A 26,238-nucleotide genomic window follows, 5' to 3' on the forward strand; every position below is an offset into this window, starting at 1 on the left:
GTCGTCACCGGAGCCGGACGACCGTGTCGGCGAGGACCGGGGCGTCGTCCCGGTCGACCGCGCCGACGGCCACCCGCACCGTGTCCGCCTCCGCCTCCGCGTTCCCCGCCGCCTCCTGCTCCGTCTCCCGCTCCGCCGGACTGTCCCCGGGTGCCACGGCCTTCCACATCCGTACGCGCAGTGTCTCCCCCGGGTACGCCACCCCCGCGAACCGCGTGCGGTACTCGCGCACCCGGGTCACGTCACCGCCCAGCAGCGTGTCGACGACCGCCTTGAGCGTGACTCCGTAGGTGCACAGCCCGTGCAGGACCGGCCGGTCGAACCCCGCGCGCGCCGCGAACTCCGGGTCGGCGTGCAGGGGGTTCCAGTCGCCGGAGAGCCGGTACAGCAGGGCCTGGTCCTCGCGCAGGGACCGCTCGGCCACGTGGTCCGGCACGGCGGCGGGCGGCGGCGACGGACGCCCGGAAGGGCCGCGCTCGCCTCCCCAGCCGCCTTCTCCCCGTACGAAGACCTCGGCCTCGTCGGTCCACAGCGGGCCGTCCGCGTCGGTCACTTCGGTGCGCAGGACGAGGACGGCCGCCGTGCCCTTGTCGTGGACGGCGACGACGCGCGAGGCGGCACGCGCCCGGCCCCGCACCGGGACCGGGCGGTGCGTCCGCAGGTACTGCCCGGCGTGCAGGACGCGGGCGAGATCCACTTCGACCCCCGGTGCGGACAGGGCCTCGATCACGCCCGGGGACCCGCCGCCCGCCACCGTCGCGAAGCTCGGCAGCACGCGCAGCCTGGACTCCAGGGTGTAGCGCAGTTCGCGGGGGTCGGTCGCGGGCCGGCCCGCGCCGATGCCCAAGTGGTAGAGCTGGACGTCCTTGTGGTCCCAGGCGATCTCGCGGACGCGGGGCGCGGCGGCGAGCGCCCGGGCTGCGTCGATGGGCATGTTCGTCCTGCTCCTCCCTCCGCCCCACGGCGACGATCACGAACAGCCCGACCGTACGCGATGCCCGCCCGAACAGAGCCCGCCCGGGACATTTGTCCTCCCCGACTCCGGACAACCGGCTCTGCCGCCCGCCCCGCCCGCTCCGTAGCGTCGCTGGTGTCCGTGGTGCCCATGCGGGGTGTTGCCCCCGGGACGGACACTTCACGGAGACGGAAGAGGACAGAGGACAGAGGACAGAGGACAGAGGACAAGGGGGCCGACGGTCATGACCAGGACCCGGGGGCGACTGCGCAGGATCTCGTGCCGGCTGGACGCGTGGCGGCTGGCGCGCGAGGCCGAACCGGACCAGGCCGGCGGGCGGCCGGAGCGGATGGGGCCGCCGCCCACCGGCTTCACGCTGCTGCCGTGGCTGCTGATGGGCCTGGGCAGTGTCGCCAACATGGTCCAGGGGCACACGTCCAACCCCTGGATCGGCGGGGCGGGGCTGCTCGTCTTCAACTCCCTCTACATCCACGTCGCCTTCCGCTCCTTCGACAAGGAGCTGCGCGAGTCGCTGTCCACCCGGCTGTCGCTGGCCGCCATGACGCTGGTGACCTGCGGTCTCGCGCTGGCGTACGGCGGCAGCTGGCTGCTGTTCTTCCCACTGCTCGGCCTGGCCGCGGGCGCGGCGCTGCGCGGCCGGTGGCTGGGCCGGTGGGGCTGGTCGCTGGCGGCCGTGGCGGGGGTGGTGGCGGGCCTGAAGGACGGCTGGACGGGGCTGAACATCGCCTACGGGACGTTCCTGTCGACGATGGTGACGGCCGCGATCCTGAGCCTGTCCGACGCCGTACGGCAACTGCGCGCGGCCCGTGAGGAGCTGGCCACGCGGGCGGTCGCGGAGGAGCGGCTGCGGTTCTCCCGGGACCTGCACGACCTGCTGGGGCACACCCTGTCGGTGATCGTGGTCAAGTCGGAGGCCGCGCGTCGGCTGGCACCCCGCGACCTGGACGCCGCCCTGACCCAGGTCGGCGACGTCGAGTCGATCGGCCGCCAGGCGCTGACCGAGGTCCGCGAGGCGGTCACCGGCTACCGGCAGGGCAGCCTCGACACCGAGCTGGAGCGGGTCCGTTCGGTGCTCACCGCGGCGGACGTCGACCCGGTCGTACGCCGCTCGGGCCCGCCGCTGCCGCCGCAGACCGAGGCACTTCTGGGGTGGGTGGTGCGGGAGGCGGTCACCAACGTGGTACGGCACAGCGGGGCGAGCCGGTGCGAGATCGCGGTCGCGGGCGGTGCCGAGCGGGTGCGGCTGACGGTCACGGACAACGGCACGGGCGGGGACGGTACCGTGCGCGGCACGGGCACCGGGCTGACCGGTCTGACGGAGCGACTCGCCACGGCGGGCGGCTCGCTCACCGCGGGGGTGCAGCCGCGGGGCGGTTTCTCGGTGACGGCGGAACTACCGGTGCGGACGGCGACGGCGGCGGACGAGGAGGAACCGGTCCCGCTTCGCGCTTCCGCCGTGGCAGCCGGCCCCTAACCTTGCCGTGTGACGGACGAGAAGACCTCCCGCCCCGGCCCCATCCGTGTGCTGCTCGCCGAGGACCAGGGCATGATGCGCGGCGCGCTCGCGCTGCTGCTGGGGATGGAGACGGACATCGAGGTGGTCGCACAGGTCGCGGCCGGGGACGAGATCGTCGGGGCCGCGCTCGCGCACCGTCCGGACGTCGCGCTCCTCGACATCGAACTGCCGGGCATGAGCGGCCTGGACGCCGCCGCGGAGCTGCGGGAGCGGGTGCCCGGCTGCCGGGTGCTGATCCTGACCACGTTCGGCCGCCCCGGGTACCTGAGGCGGGCCATGGAGGCGGGCGCCGCCGGTTTCCTGGTGAAGGACGGGCCGGTGGAGGAGCTGGCCGGTGCCGTCCGCCGGGTACTGGGCGGCGAGACGGTCGTCGACCCGGCGCTCGCCGCCGCCGCGCTGAGCGCGGGACCGAGTCCGCTCACCGCCCGGGAGTGCGACGTACTGCGGGCCTCGGCGGACGGCGCTACGGTCGCGGACGTCGCCGCGGCGCTGCACCTGTCCGAGTCGACGGTCCGCAACTACCTCTCCGCGGCCATCGGCAAGACCGCCACCCGCAACCGCACGGAGGCGCTGCGCGAGGCCCGCCGCCAGGGCTGGCTGTGAAGCGAACCGGAACGCCCGTCGCGAGGCCGCTCCCCTACCCCCGCTGCACCGCCTCCCCGCTCGGCTTCCCCGACGGCAGCCACGCCCACATCATGAGCGCCGCGGCGGCCAGGACCACCGCCCCCGTACGGAACACCAGCGCGTAGCCGTCCGTCAGGGCGCCCGGCCCGGCGCCCTCTCCCCCGGCGCGGGCCGCCGCGATCGTCGACATCACCGCGAGCCCCAGCGAACCGCCCATCGTCCGGGAGGTGTTGATCAGCCCGGAGACCAGCCCGGCGTCCCCGGGCGCCGCGCCGGAGGTGGCCAGCGAGGCCAGTGGAGTCGCCGCCGTCCCCGCTCCCAGCATCATCAGCACGCCGGGGATCATGATCGCGGTCAGATAGCTCCCGTCCGCGGTCATCGTCGACTGCCAGCCGAAGCCGACGGCCGCGACGACCGTGCCGAGGACGGCCACGTTCCGCGCTCCGACCACCGGCATGAACCGCGGGGCCGCCTTCGAGCCGAGGATCACCGCGAGGGAGCTGGGCACCAGGGCCAGCCCGGCCTCCAGCGGGGAGTAGCCCAGCACGTTCTGCGCGTACAGGGTCATGAAGAACCACATCGAGAACATCGACGAACCGGACACCAGCATCGCCACGTTCGCCGACGCCACCGACCGCAGCCGCAGCAGCCCGAGCGGCATCAGCGGCGCCTTCGTCCGGGTCTCGACGACGAGGAACAGGGCCAGCAGCGCGAGCCCGGCCGCCAGCGGCAGCAGCGCCGCGGCCGCCGTCCAGCCCTCGGACTCGGTCTGCGAGATGCCGTACGCGAGGGTGGCGAGGCCGGCGGTCACCAGGACCGCGCCCGGCAGGTCCAGGCGGCGCCGCTCGCCGCCCCGGCCCTCGGTCAGCCACAGCACGGAGCCGATCAGCACCACCGCGCCGATCGGCACGTTGATCAGCAGCACCCAGCGCCAGGACAGCCCGTCCACCAGGACTCCGCCCACCAGACCGCCCGCGGCACCGCCGCCCGCGCCGACCGCGGTCCAGGTCGCGATCGCCCGGGCGCGCGCCGCGCCCTCAGGCACGGCGGCGGTGAGGATCGTCAGCGTGGAGGGCGCGAGCACTGCCGCGCCCAGGCCCTGCGCGGCCCGTGCCAGCAGCAGTTGCCAGCCCTCCTGGGCGAGGCCGCCGCCGAGCGAGGCCAGGGTGAACACCGCGAGCCCGACCAGGAACATCCGCTTGCGTCCGTACAGGTCGCCGGCCCGGCCGCCGAGCAGCATGAACCCGGCGAAGGCGATGGCGTATGCGTTGACCACCCACTGCAAACCCTGCGCGCTCAGTCCGAGGTCGGTCCGCATCGACGGCAGGGCGACGTTGACGACGGAGACGTCGAGCACGACGAGGAACTGTCCCGCGCAGGCGAGGGCCACGACGAGCCAGGTGGGCGGCGTACGGCGCGGGGATATTCGGGGGCCGGCGGAGGTACCGGTGGCTTCCAGCATGAACGTCATGGTCTCAACCCGGAAGCGCCCCTTGCATCGGTATTTCGACCCCGGGCGGTACTAGGTCCGAGGGCCTACGGCCACGGGCAGGCCACGACCAGGGACAGTGACAGGCCATGGGCACGGCCATGGGCACGGGCGCGGCCACGGGTGACCCGGCGGAAAAGGCGGCATTGCGGGGTCACCAAGAGAAGGTCAAGAATTCGTTAGGGACTCGAAGCATCGGAATAGTTGCCCGGGCACACGAGGTTCCCCCTGCACACGTCCCGCCCACGCACGCATGCGCCGACCCCGCACGCGTCTCGACGACTCCTGGCCTGGAGGCCCCGCCACATGTCCCACACGACGACCGACGAGCCCGTGCGAAAGGCGAGCGGGGCCACCGTGCCCGTACTCGCCTTCGCGGGCATCGCCGTCGCGGTGATGCAGACCCTGCTCGTTCCCGTCATCAAGGACCTGCCCCAACTTCTGGACACCACACCCAGCAACGCCACCTGGGTCATGACCTCCACGCTCCTGTCCGGAGCCGTGGCCACGCCCATCATGGGCCGGCTCGGCGACCTCTTCGGCAAGCGCCGCATGCTGATCGTCAGCCTGTCGGTGATGGTGGTCGGCGCGCTGATCAGCGCGTTCAGCGACGCCCTGCTCCCGGTGATCGTCGGCCGTACGCTCCAGGGCTTCGCGATGGGCGCGATACCCCTCGGCATCGGCCTGATGCGCGACATGCTGCCCCGCGAGCGGCTCGGCTCGGCGATGGCGCTGATGAGTTCCTCGATCGGCGTCGGCGGTGGTCTGGCGCTGCCCGCCGCGGCCCTGGTCGCCCAGCACACCGACTGGCACGCCCTGTTCTACGGCGCCGCCGGCCTCGGCCTCCTCGCCATCGCCCTGACGCTGCTGGTCGTACCGGAGTCCCCGCTGCGCGCCAAGGGGTCCTTCGACCTGCCCGGCGCCCTGGGCCTCGCCGCCGGACTGGTCCTCTTCCTCCTGCCGATCACCAAGGGCAGCGACTGGGGCTGGTCCTCGGGCACCACCCTCGGCCTGTTCGCCGCCGCCGCGGTGGTCCTGCTGCTGTGGGGGCTGATGGAGCTGCGCGTCGCGGCCCCGCTGGTCGACCTGCGCACCACGGCCCGCCGCGAGGTCCTGCTCACCAACCTCGCCTCGATCATGGTCGGCGTCTCGTTCTACGTCATCTCCCTCGTCCTGCCGCAGCTGCTGCAGCTGCCCTCGGAGACCGGTTACGGGCTCGGCCAGTCGATGGTCGTCGCGGGTCTGTGCGTGGCCCCGCTGGGCCTGACGATGATGTTCACGGCTCCGGTGTACGCCCGCCTGTCCGCCCGCTACGGCCCCCGCACCACCCTCATCATCGGCCTGCTGATCATCGGGGTCGGGTACGGCGGCGGCCTCGGCCTGATGAGCGCCGCCTGGCAGACCATCGTCACCTCCGTGCTGATCGGCGCCGGCATCGGCCTCGCCTACTCCTCGCTGCCCGCGCTGATCATCGGCGCGGTCCCGGCCTCGGAGACGGGCGCGGCCAACGGCCTCAACACCCTGATGCGGTCCATCGGTACGTCGGTGTCCAGCGCCGTCATCGGCATGGTGCTCGCCGACACGGCGACCGACGTCGGCGGCGTCGCCCTCCCCACCATGCAGGGCTTCCGCGTCTCCTTCCTGATCGCGGCCGCCGCGGTCGCGATCGGTCTGGCGCTGGCCTTCTTCCTCCCCCGCCGCACCCCGGCGGCCGGGGTCACGCAGCTGCGGGCGAGCAGCGAGGAGGAGGCGAACCTGGTCCGTGCCGAGCAGGCGCTCGTCGGGGCCGGGGAGGAGCAGCCCCACGGCTTCCGCGGCCGGGTGCTGGCCGCCGACGGCGTTCCCGTGGCCCGCGCGAAGGTCACGCTGATCGACCGGCACGGACGGCAGGCGGGCGCGACCCTCTCCGCGGGCGACGGCAGCTACGCCCTCGCGGTGCCCGCCCGGGGCCCGTACGTCCTGGCCGCCCGCGCCGCCGGTCACGGCCCGCTCGCCCACTCGGCGACCCACGGCGGCGACCGCCCCGTCGACCTGGACCTGTCCCTGCCGGGCGAGACGGTCCCGGCCTGAGCCGACCTCCCGGACTCCGGCCGGCCCTCGGGCCCCGACCCGCAGGCGGCCCCGGCCGGTCCCGCACCCCCTGCCGCAGCGCGCGGCGGGGGGGTGCGGCAACATGGGGCCGCCAGCCCGCCCAGCCGTCGACCGAGGCTCAGACGCCCGTACGTCGACCGAGGCACAGGAACACAGGTGTACGACCACCGAAAGGCCCCCATGCCCGCGCACGAGGGCCGCGCGCTGTACGCCGCCGCCGTGGAGGCGGGCGGGCTCGGGCTGCCGCTGCTGGAGGTCGGCACGTACTGCGGGCGCTCGACCGTCCTGCTCGCCGACGCGGCCCGCCGGGCCGGGGTCACCGCGCTCACCGTCGACCACCACCGGGGCAGCGAGGAACAGCAGCCGGGCTGGGACTACCACGACCCGGAGACGGTCGACCCGGAGCTGGGCGTGATGGACACCCTGCCCGCCTTCCGCCGCACCCTGCACCGGGCCGGTCTGGAGGAGCACGTGGTCGCGCTGGTCGGGCGCTCCCCCCAGGTCGCGGCGGTCTGGAACTCCCCGCTCGGCCTCGTCTTCGTCGACGGCGGCCACACCGACGAGCACGCGAACGCCGACTACGAGGGCTGGGCGCCGCACGTGGCCGACGGCGGCCTGCTGGTCATCCACGACGTCTTCCCGGACCCGGCCGACGAGTTCACCGGCCAGGCCCCCTACCGGGTCTACCTCAGGGCTCTCGCGTCCGGCGCGTTCACCGAGGTCTCCGCGACCGACTCGCTGCGCGTCCTGCGGCGAACGGCTGCGGCGGCTGCGGCGGCTGCGGCGGCTGCAGCGGCTACGGGGATCCGGACGCGGTGAGGGCCTGAGTACCGGACAGGCCCTAGAGTCGCTGACGTGTCGTACACAGGCCCGGACTTCGAACCTCCTCAGCCCCGCCGCTCCCCGCTGCGCCGCCCGCTGACCGTGGCGGTCGCCGCGCTCGTACCGGGGGCGCTGCTCGGGTGGGGGGTGTACGCGGCGGTCGGCGGCGGCTCGGACGGCGGGGGCTCAGACGCCGCCGGGACCCCGGCGACGTCCTCCGCCACCACCGAGCCGTCGGCCACGGTGGAACCCTCCCCCACCGCGAAACCGTCCCCCTCGGACTCCGCGCCCCTCAAGGGCAAGGTCGTCGTCATCGACCCGGGGCACAACCCCGCCAACTTCGAGCATCCCTCGCAGATCAACCGCAAGGTGAACGTCGGTACACACTGGAAGGAATGCGACACGACGGGCACCGCCACCAACACGGGCTGGCCCGAGGCGAAGTTCACCCTGGACGTGGCCCACCGGCTGCGCGAGCTGCTGGAGAAGCAGGGCGCGACGGTGAAGCTGACGCAGGACGGCGACCGTTCGTACGGCCCCTGCGTGGACGAGCGCGCCCGGATCGGCAACGAGGCGCACGCGGACGCCGCGATCTCGATCCACGCCGACGGGTCCGGGGCCGGCAACCGCGGCTTCCACGTGATCATGCCGGGCGCGGTGCACGACGGCGACGCCGACACCCGCGCCATCGTGGCACCCTCCGCGGAACTGGGCGAGAGCGTCGCGGGCAGTTTCGTGCGCGTCACCGGCAGCGCGCCCTCCAACTACATCGGCGACGGCACCGGCCTGAACACGCGCACGGACCTGGGCGGTCTCAATCTGTCAACGGTTCCGAAGGTCTTCATCGAGTGCGGCAACATGCGCGACAGCACGGACGTCGCCCTGCTGACCAGCGGCAGTTGGCGGCAGAAGGCGGCGCAAGGGATGTCTGAGGGGATTGTGAGTTTCCTGCGCGGGTAGCGATCAGCGCGCCCATCCCTGCGGACAGCGCCGAGGTACGGACGATAGTGTCGTCCGTACGATGAGGGGCCACCCCCGCGCTTCACACCGGAACCTTTCGGCGCCATCGTGACAGCGACGCCTCTACCGATGACGAGACCATCTACGAAGGACCTGAAGTGAATATCCGCTCCCTCACTCGAGGCGACGGCGTGGTGATCGGAGCAGCGGTGTTGCTGTTGATCGCGTCGTTCCTCGACATCTACTCGATCGACGGTGCCCCGGACAGCGCCGAAATCCCCAGCCTGTGGGGCAGTGGCTCGGTCGTGCTCGGTGTCGTTCTGGCGGGCGTCATCGGCGCCGCGCTCGTCGTCGTGGCGCGTGCCATGCCGCAGCCCAGGAAGGTGGCGGGGCTCGACCTCGGCCAGTTCGGCACCGCGTTCACGGTGTTCGCCGCGTGGTGCGCGCTCGGCAACATCTTCGACCCGGCCGGTGCCTTCGACAACAACGGCGGGGCCAGCGGCATCAACGCCGGCATGGGCCTGATCCTGGCCCTGATCGCCACGCTGATCATGGCGGCCGCGGCCGTGGCCACCGAGCTGGTCCCGGCCCTCAAGGGCTCCCTGATCCCGGCCTCGCGTCCGGCGGCGCCGCAGCCCTACGGCGGCCAGCCCCAGGGTGGTTACGGCTACCCGGGCGCCCAGCAGCAGCCGTTCGGCGGCCAGCCGGGCCAGCCCGGCCAGCCCTTCGGCGGGCAGCCGCAGCCGGGGCAGCCCCAGCCCGGCCAGCCGCAGCCCGGTCAGCCGCAGGCTCCGCAGCAGGCGCAGGCGCAGCCGGCCGGGGACTTCTCCCCGTTCTGGTTCGCCGTGCCGGTGCCGCGTCCGCTGTTCGCGGAGGACGGCTCCCCGACGCCGATCGCCGAGCTGGCGCCGGGTACCTGGTACCTGGCCGTCGAGCAGCGCGGCGCCAACCTGGTCGCGCAGACGCAGGACGGCCGCCGAGGTGTCCTGCAGGACACCTCGGGCATCCAGCGCGGCTGACCGGCCGGGCCTGCCCGCCCGCTCGCTCACCTCAACGGCCCCCCGCCCACCGGCACTTCACCGTGCCGCCGGGCGGGGGGCCGGGGGTTTCGCAGGTTTCAAACACACTTGCGGGGCCAGACGGAAGGCATGTCCCCTCGAAGTCGCAGTGGCTCCCACTCCGCCGGAACGGTCGTCGCGGTGATCGCGGACATCATGGCCGTCATCCTCGGACTGTGGATCCTGATGTACCTGTTGGACGCCAACCGGGGCAACGACCTGGTGCAGTTCGTCCATGACGCGGCCCGCTGGCTCGCCGGCTGGTCGCACGACCTGTTCACGTTCGACGAGGCCTGGGCCCGCGTGGTCGCCGGCTACGGACTGGCCGCGGTCGTCTACCTCTTCGTCGGCCACGCCATCGCCAACCGCCTGCACCGGAACTGATCGGCGCCGCCCCCGACCGGACCGGCCTACGGGCCGGACACCGCCCCGCGGTCAGACGCAGCAGTCGGGGTCGAGTCCCCTCGGCAGGCGGTCGCCCGCGAAGACCTGGCAGGTGGCCTCGTGGCCGCCGAGCGCGGCGACGGCGAGCAGCAGCGATCCGGCCGTCCAGGCGGTCAGCTCGCGCGGCCATACGGCGTCGTCCTCGAAGACGTACCCCGTCCAGTACAGGCCGCTCTCCTCGTCCCGCAGGTGCTGGATGGACTGCAGGACGGTCAGGGCGTGGTCGGACTCGCCCACCGCCCACAGGGCGAGGGCGAGTTCGGCGGACTCGCCGCCGGTCACCCACGGGTTGGGGACGACGCAGCGCACCCCGAGGTCCGGGACCACGAAGCGGTCCCAGCTCTCCCTGAGCCGGGAGCGGGCCTCGGTGCCGGTCAGCGCGCCGCCCAGGACCGGGTAGTACCAGTCCATCGAGTAGCGCCCCTTGTCGAGGAACCGCTCCGGGTGGCGGCGGATGGCGTGCCGCAGCGCACCCGCCGCCAACTCCCAGTCGGGCTGCGGCTCTTCGCGTTGCTCGGCGATGGCGAGCGCGCAGCGCAGCGCGTGGTGGACGGAGGAACTGCCGGTCAGCAGCGCGTCGGTGGTGCCGGAGCCGTCGTCGTCGCGCCGCCAGCCGATCTGCCCGCCGGGCTGCTGGAGGCGCAGCACGAACTCGACGGCCGCGTGGACGACGGGCCACATCCGGTCCAGGAACGTGTCGTCGCCGGTGGCGAGGTAGTGGTGCCAGACGCCGACGGCGACGTAGGCGACGAAGTTGGTCTCCCGGCCGCGGTCCGTGACGTCGGCGAAGTCCCCGTCGGCGTAGGCGGCGTACCAGGAACCGTCCTGGTTCTGGTGCCGGGCCAGCCACGCGTACGCCCGCCCGGCGGCCTCGTGCTCGTCGGCCGCGTCCAGGGCCATCGCCGCCTCGACGTGGTCCCACGGGTCGAGGTGGTGCCCGCGGAACCAGGGGATCGCTCCGTCCTCGCGCTGTACGGCGAGGATGCCCCGGACGGTCGCGGCGGCCTGCTCGTCGGTGAGGACGCCGGGCAGGACGAGGTGCTCCGTACGGGGAGTGCGGGGCGTGCCGGGAGAACGGGACGAGGTCACGCGGCGTCCACCGGCGGCAGGTGCGGCTTGGTGGCGTAGGCCACGAAGCTCTTGCCGATCAGCGGGTTGAGCGCCTGCTCGGCGACGCGGGTCGCCAGCGGCTTCTTCATGATGTCCCACACCAGCAGCTTGTGGTACGCCCGCACCGGCAGCGCCTTGTCGTTGTCGACGCCGAACGCGCACTTCAGCCACCAGTACGGCGAGTGCAGCGCGTGCGCGTGGTGGGTGCCGTACGGCTTGAGGCCGGCCTCGCGGATCCGGGCGAGGAGCTGGTCGGCCCGGTAGATGCGGATGTGGCCGCCCTCGACCTCGTGGTAGGCGTCGGACAGCGTCCAGCAGACCTTCTCGGGGCCGTAGCGGGGCACGGTGACCGCGATGCGGCCGCCGGGCTTGAGGACGCGGACCATCTCGGCGAGGACGCCCTTGTCGTCGTGGATGTGCTCCATCACCTCGGAGATGATGACCACGTCGAAGGACGCGTCGGGGAAGGGCAGGGCGAGCGCGTCGCCCTCCATGGCGGTGGCGGTGGCGCCGGCCGGAGCCTCACCGGCCTCCTCCATCGCCGCGAACCACTTGGCGACCTCCCTTATTTCCTCCGCGTTCTGGTCCAGGGCGACGACCCGCGCCCCGCGCCGGTAGCACTCGAACGCGTGCCGGCCCGCGCCGCAGCCGAGGTCCAGGACGCGGTCGCCCGGGGCGAGCGGGAACCGGGAGAAGTCGACGGTCAGCACGTGGCCCTGCTTTCGGGATAGACGCCGGTGTCACCGGTGGTCGGGGGTGGGGTCGGGGCCGCGGCCGGTCCCTGGGACCCGACCGGCCGCGTGGCCGGTGCGGCCGGTGCAGCGGGTGCAGCCGGCGCGGCCGGCGCGGAGGAATCGCGGCCGATGGCCTCGCGGTAGCGGGCGACGGTGCCCTCGGCGGCACGGGCCCAGGTGAAGTGCTTCAGCACCCGTTCGCGTCCGGCCGCGCCGAGCCTCGCCCGCAGTTCGCGGTCGCCGAGCAGCCGGTTCAGCCCGGCGGCCAGCGCGTCCGCGTCGCCGGGCGGCACCGCGAGGCAGGTCTCCCCGTCGGGCCCCGCGACCTCCGGGACGGCCCCGCCGGTGGTGGCGAGCAGCGCCGTGCCGGCCGCCATGGCCTCGGCGGCGGGCAGCGAGAACCCCTCGTACAGCGACGGCACGCACGCGACCTCCGCCGACCGCACCAGGTCGACGAGTTCGGCGTCCGAGATGCCCTTGACGAACTCGACGGCGCCTTCGAGGCCGTACCGCTCGATCGCCTGGGCGACGGGCCCCTCGGCGGGCCGCTTGCCGACGACGACGAGGTGGGCCCGGGGGTGCTCGGTGCGCACCTTCGCCAGCGCCTCGACGAGGAAGACCAGGCCCTTGAGCGGCACGTCCGCACTGGACGTCGTCACGATCCGGCCCGGCACCCGCGGCACCGAGGGGTCGGGGGAGAACAGGCCGGTGTCGGCGCCGATGTGGACGACATGGATCCGGTCGTCCCGTACGCCGAGGTGGTCGATGATCTCCTGGCGCGAGGTGCCGGAGACGGTGAGCAGGGAGGGCAGCCGGCGTGCGACGCGCTTCTGCATGCGGGTGAAGGCGTACCAGCGGCGCACCGAGTAGCGGCGCCTGCGACTGTCGGCGGCGTCCAGCTCCAACTGCCGGTCCACGGTGATGGGATGGTGGACGGTCGTGACGAGCGGCGCACCCACGTCGCCCAGCAACCCGTACCCGAGGGTCTGGTTGTCGTGCACGACGTCGAAGTCGCCGCGGCGGGCGCGCAGATGGCGCCGGGCGCGCAGCGAGAACGTCAGCGGCTCCGGGAACCCTCCGGTCCACATCGTGCCGACCTCGAGCGCGTCGATCCAGTCCCGGTACTCGCCGCGCTTCGGGGTGCGGAAGGGGTCGGGCTGGCGGTAGAGGTCGAGGCTCGGCAGCTCGGTGAGCGACAGCCGGTCCTCGGGCCCATCGATCCCCGCGGGCCCCTCGAACCCGTCGATCCCCTCGTCGAGGACGTCGAGGACGTCGAGGACGGGATAGGGCTGGGCACCGATGACCTCGACGCGGTGGCCGAGGCGGGCCAGTTCGCGCGAGAGGTGGCGGACGTAGACGCCCTGGCCGCCGCAGAACGGGTTCCCCTTGTAGGTGAGGAGCGCGATGCGCAGCGGTCGCAAGCCGTCGGCGGCGGGTTCCGGACGGGGACCCGTCCGACTGGCCTCGGCGGTCACTCTGGGCCCCCTTCTCACTGCGCTGTCCTGCGACGTCCCGCGACGTCCCGCGACACTATGCCGGGACGCTAATCTAGAACAAGTTTCAGACTTGATCGTCAGCGGCTTCGAATCTACCGGCAGGTAGCCGGACTGTGACGAGTGGATCAGGTGATTCACGCCACGGCGGGCCATGATGGGCCACGGCGGGCCACGGCGAGAGGGGGAGCAGGTGACCAGGGCAGACAGGCCGGAGACGGCGCCGGAGGTGGCGGGCCTGCCGCACCGCCCCGCTGCCCCGCCCCTGACGGAGCGGCAGCGGGAGCGCCGCCGCCGCATCCTCCGGGCGACCGCCCGGCTGGCCGGCCGGGGCGGTTTCGAGGCGGTGCAGATGCGGGAGGTCGCGGAGTCGTCGCAGGTCGCCCTCGGCACGCTGTACCGCTACTTCCCCTCCAAGGTCCACCTGCTCGTCGCCACCATGCACGACCAGTTGGAACGGCTGCACGGCACCCTCCGCAAGAGCCCGCCGACCGGCGAGACGGCCGCGGACCGGGTGGCGCAGACCCTGATGCGGGCGTTCGGAGCACTCCAGCGCGAACCGCGGCTGGCCGAGGCGATGGCCCGCGCCCTGACCTTCGCGGACCGCAGCGTCTCCCCGGAGGTCGACCAGGTCTCCCGGCAGACCACGGCGATCATCCTGGACGCGATGGGCGGCCTGGAGAACCCGACCCCGGAGCAGCTCTCCGCCGTCCGCGTCGTCGAGCACACCTGGCTCTCGACCCTGATCACCTGGCTCGCCGGCCGCACGTCCCTGACCCAGGTACGGACGGACATCGAAACGGTGTGCCGCCTGATCGACCTGACGGAGCCCGAGGACGGCACCGCGCCGCGCCTCTGAGAGTTGGCCGGGCCGGTCACCGTAGCCGCTCGGCCGTCACCAACCCCTCCCACCGCATCCCTCCCAGCACACCCCTCCCACCGCACCCCTCGGCCCGAATCCGGCGGGCGGGTAAAGTGGCGGGGTCGTCATCACCCGTACGGGGGGAAGCCGGTGCAATTCCGGCGCTGACCCGCAACCGTGAACCGCCCCGCCGAGCCCTCCTGAGGACCGCGGACGGTGAGCCGGACTGCCCCGCACGGACGTGACCGGCTCACGTGCCCGGCGCCCGCCGGTGCACGGGCACCGTCGAGGCATACGGGGCCGAGCCGCCGGGGGTGCCCCGTGCTGCCCGGCCCCGCACAGGGAAAGGCACCCGCCGCTCATGAACGTCCGCCGTCGCAGCAGCGCCGCGGCTCTGGCCGCCACAGCCGTGATAGCCGTCGCCGCCGCGCCCGCGGTCGCCGCCGACCCGTCGCCGTCCACCACCGCGTCCACCGCGCCCTCGCCGTCCGCCGCCGCGTCCGGGCTGTACGGGTCCGGCAACCCGCAGTTCGACGGTGTCTGGCGCCAGTCCCTCGCGCTGCTCGCGCAGGACACGGCCGGTGTGGTGCCGTCGTCGAAGGCCGTGAAGTGGCTTACGGACCAGCAGTGCGCCGACGGCGCCTTCCCGGCCTTCCGCGCCGACCCGGCCAAGGCCTGCGACGACAAGACCATGGTCGACACCAACAGCACGGCCGCCGCCGTCCAGGCCCTGTGGGCCGTCGGCGGGCACGGCGACGTCGTGGAGGACGCCCTCGGCTGGCTGAAGTCCGTGCAGAACAAGGACGGCGGCTGGGGCTACAGCCCCGGCACCCCCAGCGACGCCAACTCCACCTCCGTCGTCATCGGCGCCCTGACCGCCACGGAGACCGACCCGGAGGGTGTCGAGAAGGACGGCAAGTCCCCGTACGACGCCCTGCTGACGTTCGCCCTGCCCTGCGCGAAGGACAAGGGCGAGGGCGCCTTCGCCTTCCAGCCGGACGAGGACGGCAAGCTGCTCGCCAACGCGGACGCGACCGCCGCCGGCGTCCTCGGCGCCCTCGGCAAGGGCCTGGTCGCCGGGGCCGCCGCCGACGGCACGGCCACGGAGGCGGAAGCCGCCTGCGCCGACGCGAAGAAGCCGACCCGGGAGCAGGCCGCCGCGAACGGCGCCGCGTACCTCACCGCCGCCGTCGCCGAGCACGGTTACCTCACGTCCGCCCTCGGCGGCTCCACCTCGCAGCCCGACTACGGCAACACCTCCGACGCGGTCGTCGCCCTCGCCGCGCAGGGCGGTACCGACAAGGCGGCCGCGCTGATGTCCTGGCTGGAGAAGAACGCCGGGAACTGGGCGAAGGAGAACGGCCCGGCCGCCTACGCCCAGCTGATCTTCGCCGCCCACGCCGCGGGCACCGACCCGCGCGACTTCGGCGGCACGGACCTGGTCGAGCAACTGAACGCGACGGGCCCGGCCCCGCAGGGGGCGAAGGCGGGCGACGCCGCGACCACGAGCGGCGACAAGGACGGGGAAGACAAGAAGAAGGACGACGAGAAGGACGAGAAGGACGAGAAGGAGGACGACTCCCCCTTCGGCGTCTGGTGGTTCGTCGGCGTCTTCCTGGTCTTCGGCATCGGCATCGGCTTCCTGCTCAGCAACCGTTCGAAGAAGCAGCAGCCGTGACCCGCCGCGTCGCCCTCCTCGTCCTGGCCGCGTTCGTCCTGATCGCGGCCGCGGGGCAGGCGCAGGCCGCCGGTTACCGTTACTGGTCCTTCTGGGACCGCGACGGCGACCAGTGGGCCTACGCCACCCAGGGCCCCTCGACGGCCCGCCCCGCCGACGGCGACGTCCAGGGCTTCCGCTTCTCGGTGAGCGAGGACTCCGGCGACGCGGCCCAGCCGCGCGGCACGGCGGACTTCGCGTCGATCTGCGCGAAGACACCGGCCGAGGACGGCAGCAAGCGGGTGGCACTCGTCCTCGACTTCGGCACGGCCTCCGACGCCCCGTCCGGCGAGACCCCGCCGTCCCCGCGCACGGCCTGCGCCCAGGTCTCCCCCGACGCGACCACGGCCGACACCCTGGCCGCCGTCGCCGGCCCCCTCCGCTACGACACCAACGCCCTGCTGTGCGCGATCGGGGGGTACCCGAAGTCGGGGTGCGGGGAGCAGGTGTCGCAGAACCAGGAGAACCAGAAGCAGGAGAAGCAGAACGGGTCGGCAGCACCCGAGGAGAAGAACATCTCGGACGACGACAGCGGCGGCGGCCCCTCGGTCGGCCTCATCACCGGCATCGCGGCCATCGCCGCCCTGGCCGCCGCGGTCACCTGGCAAGCAAGGCGGCGCAGAAATGCCACCGACTGACCCTGCACCACCTGCGCCCACCCCCGCCAGCCACCTGGACCAGCACCAGCACCAGCACCACCCTCACCCCGGGCCAACGCCCGCACCCCACCCAGCAACTCCTCCCGCGACGCACCCGCCACCACCGCACGATGCCCGCGCACCGCACGACCCGCCGCGAGTGCGGCGCCGACATCCGTGGCGGAGGTGTCCGGCCGTGCCTCGACGAAGGCCGCCAGCCGTCCGGCCTGCGCCCGCAGGGCCTCCTGGTGGTGACCGGAGATCACCCAGGGCACGACCGGGAGTTCGGCGCGTCGCCCCGCTCCGGACCCGGTCTCGGCAGGGGCCTGTTCGAGGACGACGTGGGCGTTGGTGCCGCTGATCCCGAACGACGACACACCCGCCCGGCGCAGCCTCCCCACCTCGGGCCACTCACGCGCCCGGTCCAGCAACCGCACCCCACCCGACGACCAGTCCACATGCGGCGACGGCCGCCCGGCATGCAGCGACGCCGGCAACACCCCCCGCCGCAACGCCTCCACCATCTTGATCACACCCGCCACACCCGCCGCCGCCTGCGTGTGCCCCACATTCGACTTCACCGACCCCAGCCACAACGGCCGCCCGGCATCCCGCCCCTGCCCGTACGTCGCCAGCAGCGCCTCCGCCTCGATGGGGTCGCCGAGGACGGTGCCGGTGCCGTGCGCCTCCACCGCGTCCACGTCCGAGGTGGCCAGCCCGGCGTCCGCCAACGCGGCGCGGATCACGCGCTGCTGCGCGGGGCCGTTCGGTGCCGTGAGGCCGTTCGACGCACCGTCCTGGTTGATCGCACTGCCCCGGACGACCGCGAGCACCCGGTGTCCGTTGCGCCGCGCGTCCGACAGCCGCTCCAGGACCAGGACGCCCGCACCCTCGGCCATCCCTATGCCGTCGGCGTCCGTCGAGAAGGGCTTGCAGCGGCCGTCGGCCGCAAGACCCCGCTGACGGGCGAACTGGACGAAGGGGCCGGGGGTCGCCATGACGGTCACGCCGCCGGCCAGCGCGAGGTCGCACTCGCCCGACCGCAGGGCCCTGCCCGCCAGGTGGATCGCCACCAGCGACGACGAGCACGCCGTGTCCACCGTCACCGCCGGCCCCTCGAAACCGAACGTGTAGGCCACCCGGCCGGACAGGACGCTGCCCGCGCCGCCGGTCATGAGCAGGCCCTCGACGTGTCCGGGGGTCCGCTCCGGGGCCGGTGCGTAGTCGTGGTAGACCTGCCCCGCGAACACTCCGGTGCGGCTGCCGTGCAGGTCGTCGGCGTCGAGTCCGGCCTGTTCGAGGGCTTCCCAGGAGGTCTCGAGGAGCAGCCGCTGCTGCGGGTCCATCGCCAGCGCCTCACGCGGCGAGATCCCGAAGAAACCCGCGTCGAAGTCGCCCGCGTCGTGGAGGAAGCCCCCTTCGCGGGTGTACGACGTGCCGGTGTGGTCCGGGTCGGGGTGGTAGAGCCCGTCGAGGTCCCAGCCGCGGTCCGCCGGGAAGCGGCCGATGCCGTCGGCGCCGGTGGCGGCCAGCTCCCAGAGTTCCCCGGGGCTGGTGACGCCGCCGGGATAGCGGCAGGCCATGCCGACGATCGCGAGGGGTTCGTCGGTGGGGGCGGCGGGCGCGGCGGGCTCCTCCTGCCGGGCCGGGCCGGGCAGCTGGTCCACCAGGTGGGCGGCCAGCTCCGTGGGGGTGGGGTGGTCGAAGACCAGTCCGGCGGGGAGGCGCAGTCCGGTGGCGTTGTTCAGCCGGTTGCGCAGTTCGAGTGCGCCGAGCGAGTCGAAGCCGGAGTCGCGGAAGGCACGCGTGGCGGGGACCCGGTCGGCCGAGGCGTGGCCGAGTACGGCGGCGGCCAGGTCGCGTACGAGCCCGAGGGCCAGGTCGATCCGCTCGTCCGGTGTCAGGGCCGTCAGACGCTCGGTGAAGGTTCCGTCGCTGCCCGCGGGCCGTGGCGGGCGGACGAGTCCGCGCAGCAGTGGCGGGATCCCCTCGCTCTCCGCCTGTTCGCGTACCTGTCGAAGGTCCAGCCTGGTGGGCACGGCGAGCGGTGCGGGGTCCGCGACCGCCCGGTCGAACAGCGCGAGGGCCTGGTCCTCGGGCAGGGGCGCCACGCCCAGCCGGGCCAGCCTGGCGCGGTCGGTGGTGTCGAGTCCGGAGGCCATGCCGCCGCTGAGGTCGTCCTGGTCCCACAGGCCCCAGGCGTGGCTCTGTCCCGGCAGACCGAGGTCGGCGCGGTGGGCGGCGAGTGCGTCCAGGAAGGCGTTGGCGGCCGCGTAGTTGGCCTGCCCCGCGCCGCCGAGGAGGCCGGAGACCGAGGACATGAGGACGAACGCGGTCAGCGGCTCGTCCTTGGTCAGTTCATGCAGGTTCCAGGCGGCGTCGACCTTGGGGCGCAGCACGGTCGTGAGCTGGTCGGGCGTCAGGGAGGTGACGACTCCGTCGTCGAGGACGCCCGCCGCGTGCACCACCGCGGTGGGGGTGTGGTCGGCGCGGATGCCCGCGAGCGCGGTCCGCAGGGCTTCGCGGTCTGCAGGGTCGCAGCCGAGGGTGGTCACCTCGCAGCCCGCCCCGGCGAGTTCGGCGGTGAGGTCGCGGGTCGCCTCGCCTCCCCGTCGGCTGACGAGGACGAGTCGGCGTACGCCGTGCTCATGGACCAGGCGCCGGGCGATCAGCCGGCCGATGTGTCCGGTGGCGCCGGTGAGCAGGACCGTGCTGTCGGGACCGAAGGGGGCGGGGGTGTCGTCGGCCCGGTCGGTGGAGCGCGTGAGGCGAGGGGTGTGGACGCGGCCGGCGCGCAGGGCGACCTGGGGTTCCTCGCCCGCGGCGACGGCGGGCAGGAGCCGCAGCGACGCGGGGTCCCGGTCGGTGTCGGCGAGGAGGAACCGTCCGGGTGTCTCGGTGTGCGCGGTGCGCAGGAAGCCCCAGACGGTGGCGGCGGCGGCGCCGGTCGCGGGGGCCGGGCCGGCTGCTCCCTCGGTGACGGCGAGCAGCCGGGTGCCGGCCAGCCGTTCGTCGAGGAGCAGGGCGCGGGCGGTCGCCAGGGCCGTGGCCGTGTGATCGTGCGCCGCGGTCACGGTGTCGTCGTGCCGGTCGCCGACGGTCCACACGAGGAGGTCGGGCGCGGGGGCACCGGCGTCGAGGGCGGCGAGCAGACCGTCGAGGTCGCGGTGGGCGTCCGGTGCGGCGCCGGCACTCCGGAGCGCTTCGAGTACGGGGACGCCGTCGCCGTCGCCCAGTACGGCCCACCGGCCGGTGGGGCGTTCCTCGCCGGGCTGCGTCAGCGGTTCCCATTCCACGGCGAACAGGGAGCGGGCTGCCGCTCCGTGCGACGCGGTGAGCTGCGCGGTGTCGGCGGGCCGCAGGGTGAGGGAGCCGATGCTCGCGACCCGCCGCCCCGACGGTTCGGCGAGGTCGAGGGCGACGGCGGAGTCGCCGGAGCGGGTGATCCGGGCGCGCAGCACGCGGGCTCCGGGTGCGTGCACGGCGACGTCGTCGAAGGCGTACGGCAGGCGCACTCCGTCCTCGGAGCGGGTGGTGGTGACCACGGCGTGCAGGACGGCGTCGAGCAGTGCCGGATGGAGGGTGAAGCCCTCGTCGTCGGGGGACGCCGGTTCGCCGTGCTCGGGCAGTCGCGCCTCCGCGTAGACGGTGCCGTCGGGGGCGTGCCAGAGGCGGGCGAGTCGCTGGAAGGCGGGGCCGTAGGCGTAGCCGGCGTCGGCCATTTCGTCGTAGAGGCCGGTGAGGTCGGCCTCGGTGGTGCCGGAGGGCGGCCAGGTGGCGGCCCACTGGGGTTCGGCGGGCTCCGGTGCGGGGGCGTCCGCGCGGAGCACCGCCGTCGCGTGGTGGACCCAGGAGGGGGCGGAGTCCCGGGTGTCCGGGCCGGCGTCGGTGCCGGGACGGCTGTGCACGGTCGCGGTCGCGCCGTCGGGGCCGTCGGGGGTGACGGTGACCTGGAGGTCCGTGGTGTCGCTTCCGGTGGGCAGCGGCAGCGGGGCGTGCAGGGTGAGTTCACCGATGTGGGGGGTTCCGTACCGTTCGCCCGCGTGCACCGCCAGTTCGAGCAGGGCGGTTCCCGGCAGGAGCGGAAGGGTGCCGACGGCGTGGTCGCGGAGCCAGCGGTGGCGGTACGGGGTGAGCCGCCCGGTCAGGACGAGGCTCAAACCGGTGGCGGTGCGCAGGGCCGCGCCGAGCAGCGGGTGGCGGTCCGGGGTGAGTCCGGCGGACGCGACGTCCGGGGCGCCGGTGCCGGGGCCGGTGTCGAGCCAGTAGCGTTCGTGCTGGAAGGCGTACGTGGGCAGCGGGACGTGGCGGGCTCCGGTGCCGGTGTAGATCCGGCTCCAGTCCACGGGGAGGCCGTGCGTGAAGACGGCGCTCAGTGAGGTCAGCAGGCGTCGCAGACCGCCGTCGCCGAGGACCAGCGAGCCGGTCACGACCGCGTCCCGGCCCGCGTCCTCCAGCGTCTGCGTCACGCTCCCGGCGAGCACCGGGTGGGCGCTGCATTCCACGAAGGCGTCGAAGCCGTCGGCGGCCAGTTCCCGTACCGCTTCCTCGAAGCGGACCCGGTGGCGGAGATTGCGCACCCAGTAGGCGGCGTCCGGCACCTCGTCGCCGAGCCAGTCGCCGGTGACCGTCGAGAAGAACGGCACCCGGGCGCGGTCCGCGCGGATGGGGGCCAGGTCGGCGAGGATCCGGTCGGTGAGCGCGTCCACCTGTGCCGAGTGGGAGGCGTAGTCGACCGGGATGCGGCGGGCCCGGACGCCGCGGGTCTCGCAGTCGGCCATCAGGGCGTCGAGCGCGTCGGTGCCGCCGGAGACCACGGTGGATCCGGGCCCGTTCACCGCGGCGACCGTGACCTCCTCCCCGTAGCCGGCGAGTATCCCCTCCACCTCGGCGAGGGGCCGCTGCACGGCGACCATGCCGCCGTGGCCGGCGAGTTCCGCGGCGATCGCCCGACTCCGCAACGCCACCACCCGCGCACCGTCCTCCAGACTCAACGCACCCGCCACCACCGCAGCCGCGATCTCCCCCTGCGAATGCCCCACCACCGCAGCCGGACGCACCCCGAACCACTCCCACACCCGAGCCAACGACACCATCACCGCCCACAACGCAGGCTGCACCACCTCCACCCGACCCAACGCCACCCCATCACCCAACGCCTCCCACAACGGAACATCCACAAACGGCTCCAACGCCGCCGCACACTCCCCCAACCGCTCCGCAAACACCGGCACATCACCCAACAACCCCAACGCCATACCCACCCACTGCGACCCCTGACCCGGGAAGACGAAGACGACGCGGTCGTCGGCGGAGGTGGCCGTGCCGGTCACGACGGCGGGTGTCGGCCGGCCCTCGGCCAGGGCGGTCAGGGCGGTCAGGGCGGTCAGGGCGCCGGCCGGGTCGGCGCCGGTCGCGCCGAGGACGACCGCCCGGTGGTCGAGTACGGCGCGTGTGGTCGCGAGGGCGTGGCCGATGTCGTCGCCCCGGGGGGCCCGGGTGTCCCGTGCGGCGCCTTCCGCCAACGGCAGCAGGCGCCGGGCCTGGTCCCGCAGGGCCGCGTCGGACCGCGCCGTCAGCGTCCAGGGTTCGACGGTGCCGTCGGTGGGGTGGTCGTCGTCGCGGGCCTCCGGGTCCGGCCCCTGTTCCAGGATGACGTGGGCGTTGGTGCCGCTGACGCCGAAGGACGAGACACCGGCGCGGCGCGGCCGTCCCGTCTCCGGCCAGTCGCGGGGCCCGGTGAGGAGTGCCACGGTGCCGGTGGACCAGTCGACGTGTGCGGAGGGCTCTTCGGCGTGCAGGGTCCGGGGCAGGGCTGCGTGCCGCAGGGCGAGGACGGTCTTGATGACGCCCGCGACACCGGCCGCGGCCTGCGTGTGGCCGATGTTCGACTTCACCGACCCCAGCCACAACGGCCGTCCGGGATCACGCCCCTGCCCGTACGTCGCCAGCAGCGCCCCGGCCTCGATCGGATCACCCAGCTTCGTACCCGTACCGTGCGCCTCCACCACGTCCACGTCCGACCCGTCCAGCCCGGCGTCCGCCAACGCCGCCCGGATGACCTGTTGCTGCGCGGGGCCGCTGGGTGCGGACAGGCCGTTCGACGCGCCGTCCTGGTTGACCGCGCTGCCCCGCACGACCGCGAGCACCCGGTGGCCGTTGCGCCGGGCGTCCGAGAGCCGTTCGACGACGAGGACGCCGACCCCCTCGGCGAACCCGGCGCCGTCCGCACCGGCTGCGAACGCCTTGCTGCGGCCGTCGGCGGCCAGACCGCCCTGGCGGGTGAACTCGGTGAAGATGCCCGGGGTGGACATGACGGTGACACCGCCGGTGAGGGCCAGGTCGCACTCGCCCTGCCGGAGCGAGCGCACGGCCAGGTGCAGGGCGACGAGGGACGACGAGCAGGCGGTGTCGACGGTGAGGGCCGGGCCCTCCAGTCCGAGGGTGTAGGCGACCCGCCCGGAGAGGACGCTGCCGATGTTGCCCGTGGCGACGTATCCGGCGGTCTCCTCGGGGACGTCGGGACTGACCGTGAGGTAGTCGCCGCCGTTGGTGCCGGTGAACACGGCTGTGCGGGTGCCGTGCAGGCCGGTCGGGTCGATGCCGGCCTGTTCGAGCGCTTCCCAGGAGGTTTCGAGGAGCAGCCGCTGCTGCGGGTCCATCGCCAGCGCCTCACGCGGCGAGATCCCGAAGAACTCCGCGTCGAAATCGCCCGCGTCGTGGAGGAATCCGCCCTCGTGGGCGGTCGACGTGCCGGCGCGGTCGCCCGGGTCGGTTCCCCGGAGGGCGTCGAGGTCCCAGCCCCGGTCGTCGGGGAACGGGGTGATGGCGTCGCCCCCGTCGCGGAGCAGCTGCCACAGCTGCTGCGGGGAGCGGACGTCTCCGGGGAAGCGGCAGCCCATGCCGACGACGGCGATCAGGTCGTCCCCGTCCGCCGGGGCCGGAGCGGGGCCGGGCGCGGGGACCGGGGCCGGGTCCGCGCCGGGGCCGCCGACGAGTTCGTCCCGCAGGTGGGCGGCGAGATCGCGGGCGGTGGGGTGGTCGAAGACGATGGTGGAGGCCAGCCGCAGTCCGGTCGCCTTGTTCAGCCGGTTGCGCAGTTCGACGGCGGTGACGGAGTCGAAGCCGAGGTCGCGGTAGGCGGTCGTGGGATCGACGGCGTCGGGTCCGGAGTGGCCGAGGACCTCGGCAGCCTGTTCGCGGACGAGGGTGAGCAGGGCGGCCTGCTGTTCGGCCCGGCCGCCCAGCGCGGCGACGCGCCCGGCGAGAGTACCGGCGGCGGTGCCGGGGGCCGGCCCGGTGGCCGCGGCGGTGAGCCGGCGGACCTCGGGCAGGTCGGCGAGGAAGGGGCTGGGGCGGGTGGCGGTGTAGGCCACGTGGAACCTGTCCCACTCCACGTCCGCGACGACGACGGTCGGTTCGGTGTCGCCGGCCGCCGCGACGAGGGCCTCGGCGGCCAGGCCGGGGTCCATCACGGGCAGGCCGTGGCGGCCGGCGGTCGCCTCGATGTCGCCCTCGGTGGCCATGCCGCGCTCGTCCCAGATGCTCCAGGCGATGGAGGTGGCGGGCAGTCCCAGGGCGTGCCGCTGCTCGGCGAGGGCGTCCAGGTAGGCGTTGCCGGGGGCGTAGTTGCCCTGTCCGGAGGCGCCCAGGGTGCCGGCCAGGGAGGAGAAGAGCACGAAGGCGTCCAGGCCGGTGTCCAGGGTCAGTTCGTGCAGGTGCCGGGCGCCGTCGGCCTTGACCCGCAGGACCTGGTCGATCCGGTCGGGGGTGAGGCGTTCGACGACGGAGTCGTCCAGGACGGCGGCGGTGTGCACGACCGCCGTCAGCGGATGGTCGGCGGGCACGGTCGCGAGCAGTTCGGCTACGGCCTCCCGGTCGCCGACGTCGCAGGCGGTGAGGGTGACGCGGACGCCGGTCTCCTCCAGTTCGGCGCGCAGTTCGGCGGCGCCCGGCGCGTCCGGGCCGCGTCGGCTCGCCAGCAGGAGGTGGTCGGCGCCGTGCCGGGCGAGGTGGCGGGCCACGCGGGCGCCGAGACCGCCGGTGCCGCCGGTCACCAGGACGGTGCCGTGCGGGCGCCACGCCGGCCGCGTCCCGGTGGGGGCACCGGTGCGGGACAGGCGCCGGACGAGCGCGCCGGACGGCCGCAGGGCCACCTGGTCCTCGCCGCTGCCGCCGGCCAGGACCGCCGCGAGGAGGCGGCCCGTGCGCCCGTCGGGGCGGGCGGGCAGGTCGACGAGGCCGCCGAACCGCTCGGGGTGTTCCAGGGCCGCGATCCGGCCGAGGCCCCACACCATGTGCTGGGCCGCGGCGGCGTCCCGGGCGGTGCGCGCGTCCTCGGCGGTCGCGGTGACCGCGTCGTGGGTCAGGCACCACAGAGGGCCGCTGCACCCGGCCTCGCCGAGCGCCTGGAACAGGGCGACGGTGGTGGTGAGGCCGGTGCGTTCGACGCGTCCCCGAGCGGTTCCGTCTCCGTCGGTGACGGTCAGCAGGGACAGCACCCCCGCGAAGGCTCCGTCGGGCAGCAGGCGGACGACGTCGTCCCGGGTGGCGTCCGCGGTGAGGGTGAGCGTGGTGACGTCACCACCGTGTTCGCGTACGGCGGCGGCGACCGCGGCGGCGCAGTCGGCCGCCGCGGCGGAGTCCGCCGGGACCGCCAGCAGCCACGTGCCGCTCAGTACGGGATCGCCGGGCAGGGTCGCCGGGGCCCAGCGCACGTGGTACCGCCAGGAGTCGACAGCGGCCTCGGCCGTACGGTGGCGGCGCCAGGTCCGCAGCGCGGGCAGTACGCCGTCCAGGGCGTCGCCGTCCACGTCGAGCAGGTCGGCGAGGGTTCCGGCGTCGTCGCTCTGCACCGCTTCCCAGAAGCCGGTGTCGTCGCCGGGGCGCGAGGTGTCCGGCGCGGCGGGCCCGCGCAGCGTGTCGGGGTCCCACCAGTAGCGTTCGCGCTGGAAGGCGTAGGTGGGAAGGTCGACGTGTCCGGTGCCGACGCCGGCGAACGCCCGCGCCCAGTCCACGGGCACGCCGTGCACGAAGGCCTCGCCGAGCGAGGCGAACAGGCGCCGGGCCCCTCCGTCGTCGCGGCGCAGGGTCCCGGTCACCGCGGCCTCGTGACCGGCCGCCTCCAACGTCTCGTGCACGGCCGCGGTCAGCACCGGGTGCGCGCTGCACTCCACGAACGCTCCGGCGTCCGTCGCGGCGAGGGCGCGTACGGCCTCCTCGAAGCGGACCCGGTGGCGGAGGTTGCGCACCCAGTAGGCGGCGTCCGGCACCTCGTCGCCGAGCCAGTCACCGGTGACCGTCGAGAAGAACGGCACCCGGGCGCGGTCCGCGCGGATGGGGGCCAGGTCGGCGAGGATCCGGTCGGTGAGCGCGTCCACCTGCCCGGAGTGGGAGGCGTAGTCGACCGGGATGCGGCGGTAGCGCACTCCCTCGCGTTCGCACCGGGCCCGGAGCGCGTCGAGCCCTTCGGGGGTACCCGAGACGACAGTCGTGGCGGGTCCGTTGGCCGCGGCCACGGTCACGGGGTCCGTGATGCCGTCCAGAAGTCGGCGCACGTCCTTCTCGGAGGCCGCCACCGATGCCATGCCGCCGTGGCCGGCGAGTTCCGCGGCGATCGCCCGACTGCGCAACGCCACCACCCGCGCACCGTCCTCCAGACTCAACGCACCCGCCACCACCGCAGCCGCGATCTCCCCCTGCGA

The 26,238-nt window shown here is 74.2% G+C and carries 15 protein-coding genes and 3 pseudogenes; 10 read left to right on the plus strand and 8 right to left on the minus strand.

Translation table 11 applies throughout. From position 1 onward, the window contains the following. Nucleotides 1–4: 4 nt before the first annotated feature. A complete protein-coding gene (locus HZS56_RS23470; protein WP_216722753.1) occupies nt 5–934 on the minus strand; it encodes a MaoC/PaaZ C-terminal domain-containing protein in 930 nt (309 codons plus the stop codon). 265 nt (nt 935–1,199) lie between these two features. On the opposite strand from HZS56_RS23470, the gene HZS56_RS23475 reads away from it, so the two are divergent. Together HZS56_RS23475 and HZS56_RS23480 are read left to right on the plus strand one after the other, a co-directional pair. Beyond that, a complete protein-coding gene (locus tag HZS56_RS23475; RefSeq protein ID WP_216722754.1) occupies nt 1,200–2,450 on the plus strand; it encodes a sensor histidine kinase in 1,251 nt (416 codons plus the stop codon). 72 nt (nt 2,451–2,522) lie between these two features. Beyond that, a complete protein-coding gene (locus HZS56_RS23480) occupies nt 2,523–3,095 on the plus strand; it encodes a response regulator transcription factor (protein ID WP_253914734.1) in 573 nt (190 codons plus the stop codon). Nucleotides 3,096–3,129: 34 nt separating this feature from the next. Here HZS56_RS23480 and HZS56_RS23485 read toward each other — a convergent pair whose 3' ends face one another. Then, nucleotides 3,130–4,578 (minus strand): MFS transporter, encoded by a 1,449-nt coding sequence (locus HZS56_RS23485; protein WP_253914728.1) that lies wholly within the window; start codon nt 4,576–4,578, stop codon nt 3,130–3,132. A gap of 333 nt (nt 4,579–4,911) precedes the next feature. On the opposite strand from HZS56_RS23485, the gene HZS56_RS23490 reads away from it, so the two are divergent. The 5 genes from HZS56_RS23490 (at nt 4,912) to HZS56_RS23510 (ending at nt 9,920) form a co-directional block, all read left to right on the plus strand. Beyond that, nucleotides 4,912–6,675: an MFS transporter gene (locus tag HZS56_RS23490; RefSeq protein WP_216722757.1), complete on the plus strand. Its 1,764-nt coding sequence runs from the start codon at nt 4,912–4,914 to the stop codon at nt 6,673–6,675. Between the two features lie 201 nt (nt 6,676–6,876). Next, entirely contained in the window at nt 6,877–7,515 is a 639-nt protein-coding gene (locus HZS56_RS23495) for a class I SAM-dependent methyltransferase (protein WP_216722768.1), read from the plus strand. A 36-nt stretch (nt 7,516–7,551) separates the two neighbouring features. Continuing rightward, entirely contained in the window at nt 7,552–8,478 is a 927-nt protein-coding gene (locus HZS56_RS23500) for an N-acetylmuramoyl-L-alanine amidase (protein ID WP_216722758.1), read from the plus strand. Between the two features lie 158 nt (nt 8,479–8,636). After that, the gene (locus HZS56_RS23505; protein ID WP_216722759.1) at nt 8,637–9,497 is read left to right on the plus strand and encodes a DUF5336 domain-containing protein; all 861 of its coding nucleotides are present in this window, start codon (nt 8,637–8,639) and stop codon (nt 9,495–9,497) included. A gap of 129 nt (nt 9,498–9,626) precedes the next feature. Then, nucleotides 9,627–9,920: a hypothetical protein gene (locus HZS56_RS23510; protein ID WP_216722760.1), complete on the plus strand. Its 294-nt coding sequence runs from the start codon at nt 9,627–9,629 to the stop codon at nt 9,918–9,920. A 51-nt stretch (nt 9,921–9,971) separates the two neighbouring features. Here the strand turns inward: HZS56_RS23510 and HZS56_RS23515 are convergent, their stop codons facing one another. Genes HZS56_RS23515 through HZS56_RS23525 form a run of 3 tightly spaced genes read right to left on the minus strand, consistent with a single transcriptional unit; the run spans nt 9,972 to nt 13,299 of the window. Continuing rightward, nucleotides 9,972–11,069 carry a glucosidase family protein gene (locus tag HZS56_RS23515; RefSeq protein WP_216722761.1) on the minus strand — a complete coding sequence of 366 codons (1,098 nt, stop codon included), beginning with the start codon at nt 11,067–11,069 and terminating at the stop codon, nt 9,972–9,974. Beyond that, the gene (locus HZS56_RS23520) at nt 11,066–11,800 is read right to left on the minus strand and encodes a class I SAM-dependent methyltransferase (protein ID WP_216722762.1); all 735 of its coding nucleotides are present in this window, start codon (nt 11,798–11,800) and stop codon (nt 11,066–11,068) included. The genes HZS56_RS23515 and HZS56_RS23520 overlap by 4 nt, the downstream gene beginning before the upstream one ends. Then, nucleotides 11,794–13,299: a glycosyltransferase family 4 protein gene (locus tag HZS56_RS23525; RefSeq protein WP_216722763.1), complete on the minus strand. Its 1,506-nt coding sequence runs from the start codon at nt 13,297–13,299 to the stop codon at nt 11,794–11,796. Before HZS56_RS23525 ends, HZS56_RS23520 begins: the two co-directional genes overlap by 7 nt. Before the next feature lie 211 nt (nt 13,300–13,510). Here HZS56_RS23525 and HZS56_RS23530 point away from each other — a divergent pair, with 211 nt between their 5' ends. The 3 genes from HZS56_RS23530 to HZS56_RS23540 all read left to right on the plus strand — a co-directional run bounded on the left by HZS56_RS23530 (nt 13,511) and on the right by HZS56_RS23540 (nt 16,534). Next, nucleotides 13,511–14,176 (plus strand): TetR family transcriptional regulator, encoded by a 666-nt coding sequence (locus HZS56_RS23530; RefSeq protein WP_308408140.1) that lies wholly within the window; start codon nt 13,511–13,513, stop codon nt 14,174–14,176. A 364-nt stretch (nt 14,177–14,540) separates the two neighbouring features. Further along, complete coding sequence (locus tag HZS56_RS23535) at nt 14,541–15,857, plus strand: SCO2321 family membrane protein (protein ID WP_216722764.1); 1,317 nt, start codon at nt 14,541–14,543, stop codon at nt 15,855–15,857. After that, on the plus strand, nt 15,854–16,534 hold the full coding sequence (locus tag HZS56_RS23540; protein WP_216722765.1) for an SCO2322 family protein: 681 nt from the start codon (nt 15,854–15,856) through the stop codon (nt 16,532–16,534). Before HZS56_RS23535 ends, HZS56_RS23540 begins: the two co-directional genes overlap by 4 nt. A gap of 170 nt (nt 16,535–16,704) precedes the next feature. Here the strand turns inward: HZS56_RS23540 and HZS56_RS39265 are convergent. From HZS56_RS39265 to HZS56_RS39275, 3 pseudogenes are all read right to left on the minus strand, one after another. Beyond that, nucleotides 16,705–20,442, minus strand: a pseudogene (locus HZS56_RS39265) (type I polyketide synthase); the annotation flags it as partial. Further along, nucleotides 20,443–25,251 (minus strand): annotated as a pseudogene (locus tag HZS56_RS39270) (type I polyketide synthase); the annotation flags it as partial. 45 nt (nt 25,252–25,296) lie between these two features. Beyond that, a pseudogene (locus tag HZS56_RS39275) lies at nt 25,297–26,226 on the minus strand (acyltransferase domain-containing protein); the annotation flags it as partial. Between the last annotated feature and the right edge of the window lie 12 nt (nt 26,227–26,238).

This window comes from Streptomyces mayonensis (assembly GCF_018982965.1).
Lineage (GTDB): Bacteria > Actinomycetota > Actinomycetes > Streptomycetales > Streptomycetaceae > Streptomyces > Streptomyces mayonensis.

Bases quoted from the DNA above. Each gene is read 5' to 3' on its own strand.
- HZS56_RS23470 (WP_216722753.1), bottom strand. From the start codon at position 934: ATGCCCATCGACGCAGCCCGGGCGCTCGCCGCCGCGCCCCGCGTCCGC.
- HZS56_RS23475 (WP_216722754.1), top strand. From the start codon at position 1,200: ATGACCAGGACCCGGGGGCGACTGCGCAGGATCTCGTGCCGGCTGGAC.
- HZS56_RS23480 (WP_253914734.1), top strand. From the start codon at position 2,523: ATGATGCGCGGCGCGCTCGCGCTGCTGCTGGGGATGGAGACGGACATC.
- HZS56_RS23485 (WP_253914728.1), bottom strand. From the start codon at position 4,578: ATGCTGGAAGCCACCGGTACCTCCGCCGGCCCCCGAATATCCCCGCGC.
- HZS56_RS23490 (WP_216722757.1), top strand. From the start codon at position 4,912: ATGTCCCACACGACGACCGACGAGCCCGTGCGAAAGGCGAGCGGGGCC.
- HZS56_RS23495 (WP_216722768.1), top strand. From the start codon at position 6,877: ATGCCCGCGCACGAGGGCCGCGCGCTGTACGCCGCCGCCGTGGAGGCG.
- HZS56_RS23510 (WP_216722760.1), top strand. From the start codon at position 9,627: ATGTCCCCTCGAAGTCGCAGTGGCTCCCACTCCGCCGGAACGGTCGTC.
- HZS56_RS23535 (WP_216722764.1), top strand. From the start codon at position 14,541: ATGAACGTCCGCCGTCGCAGCAGCGCCGCGGCTCTGGCCGCCACAGCC.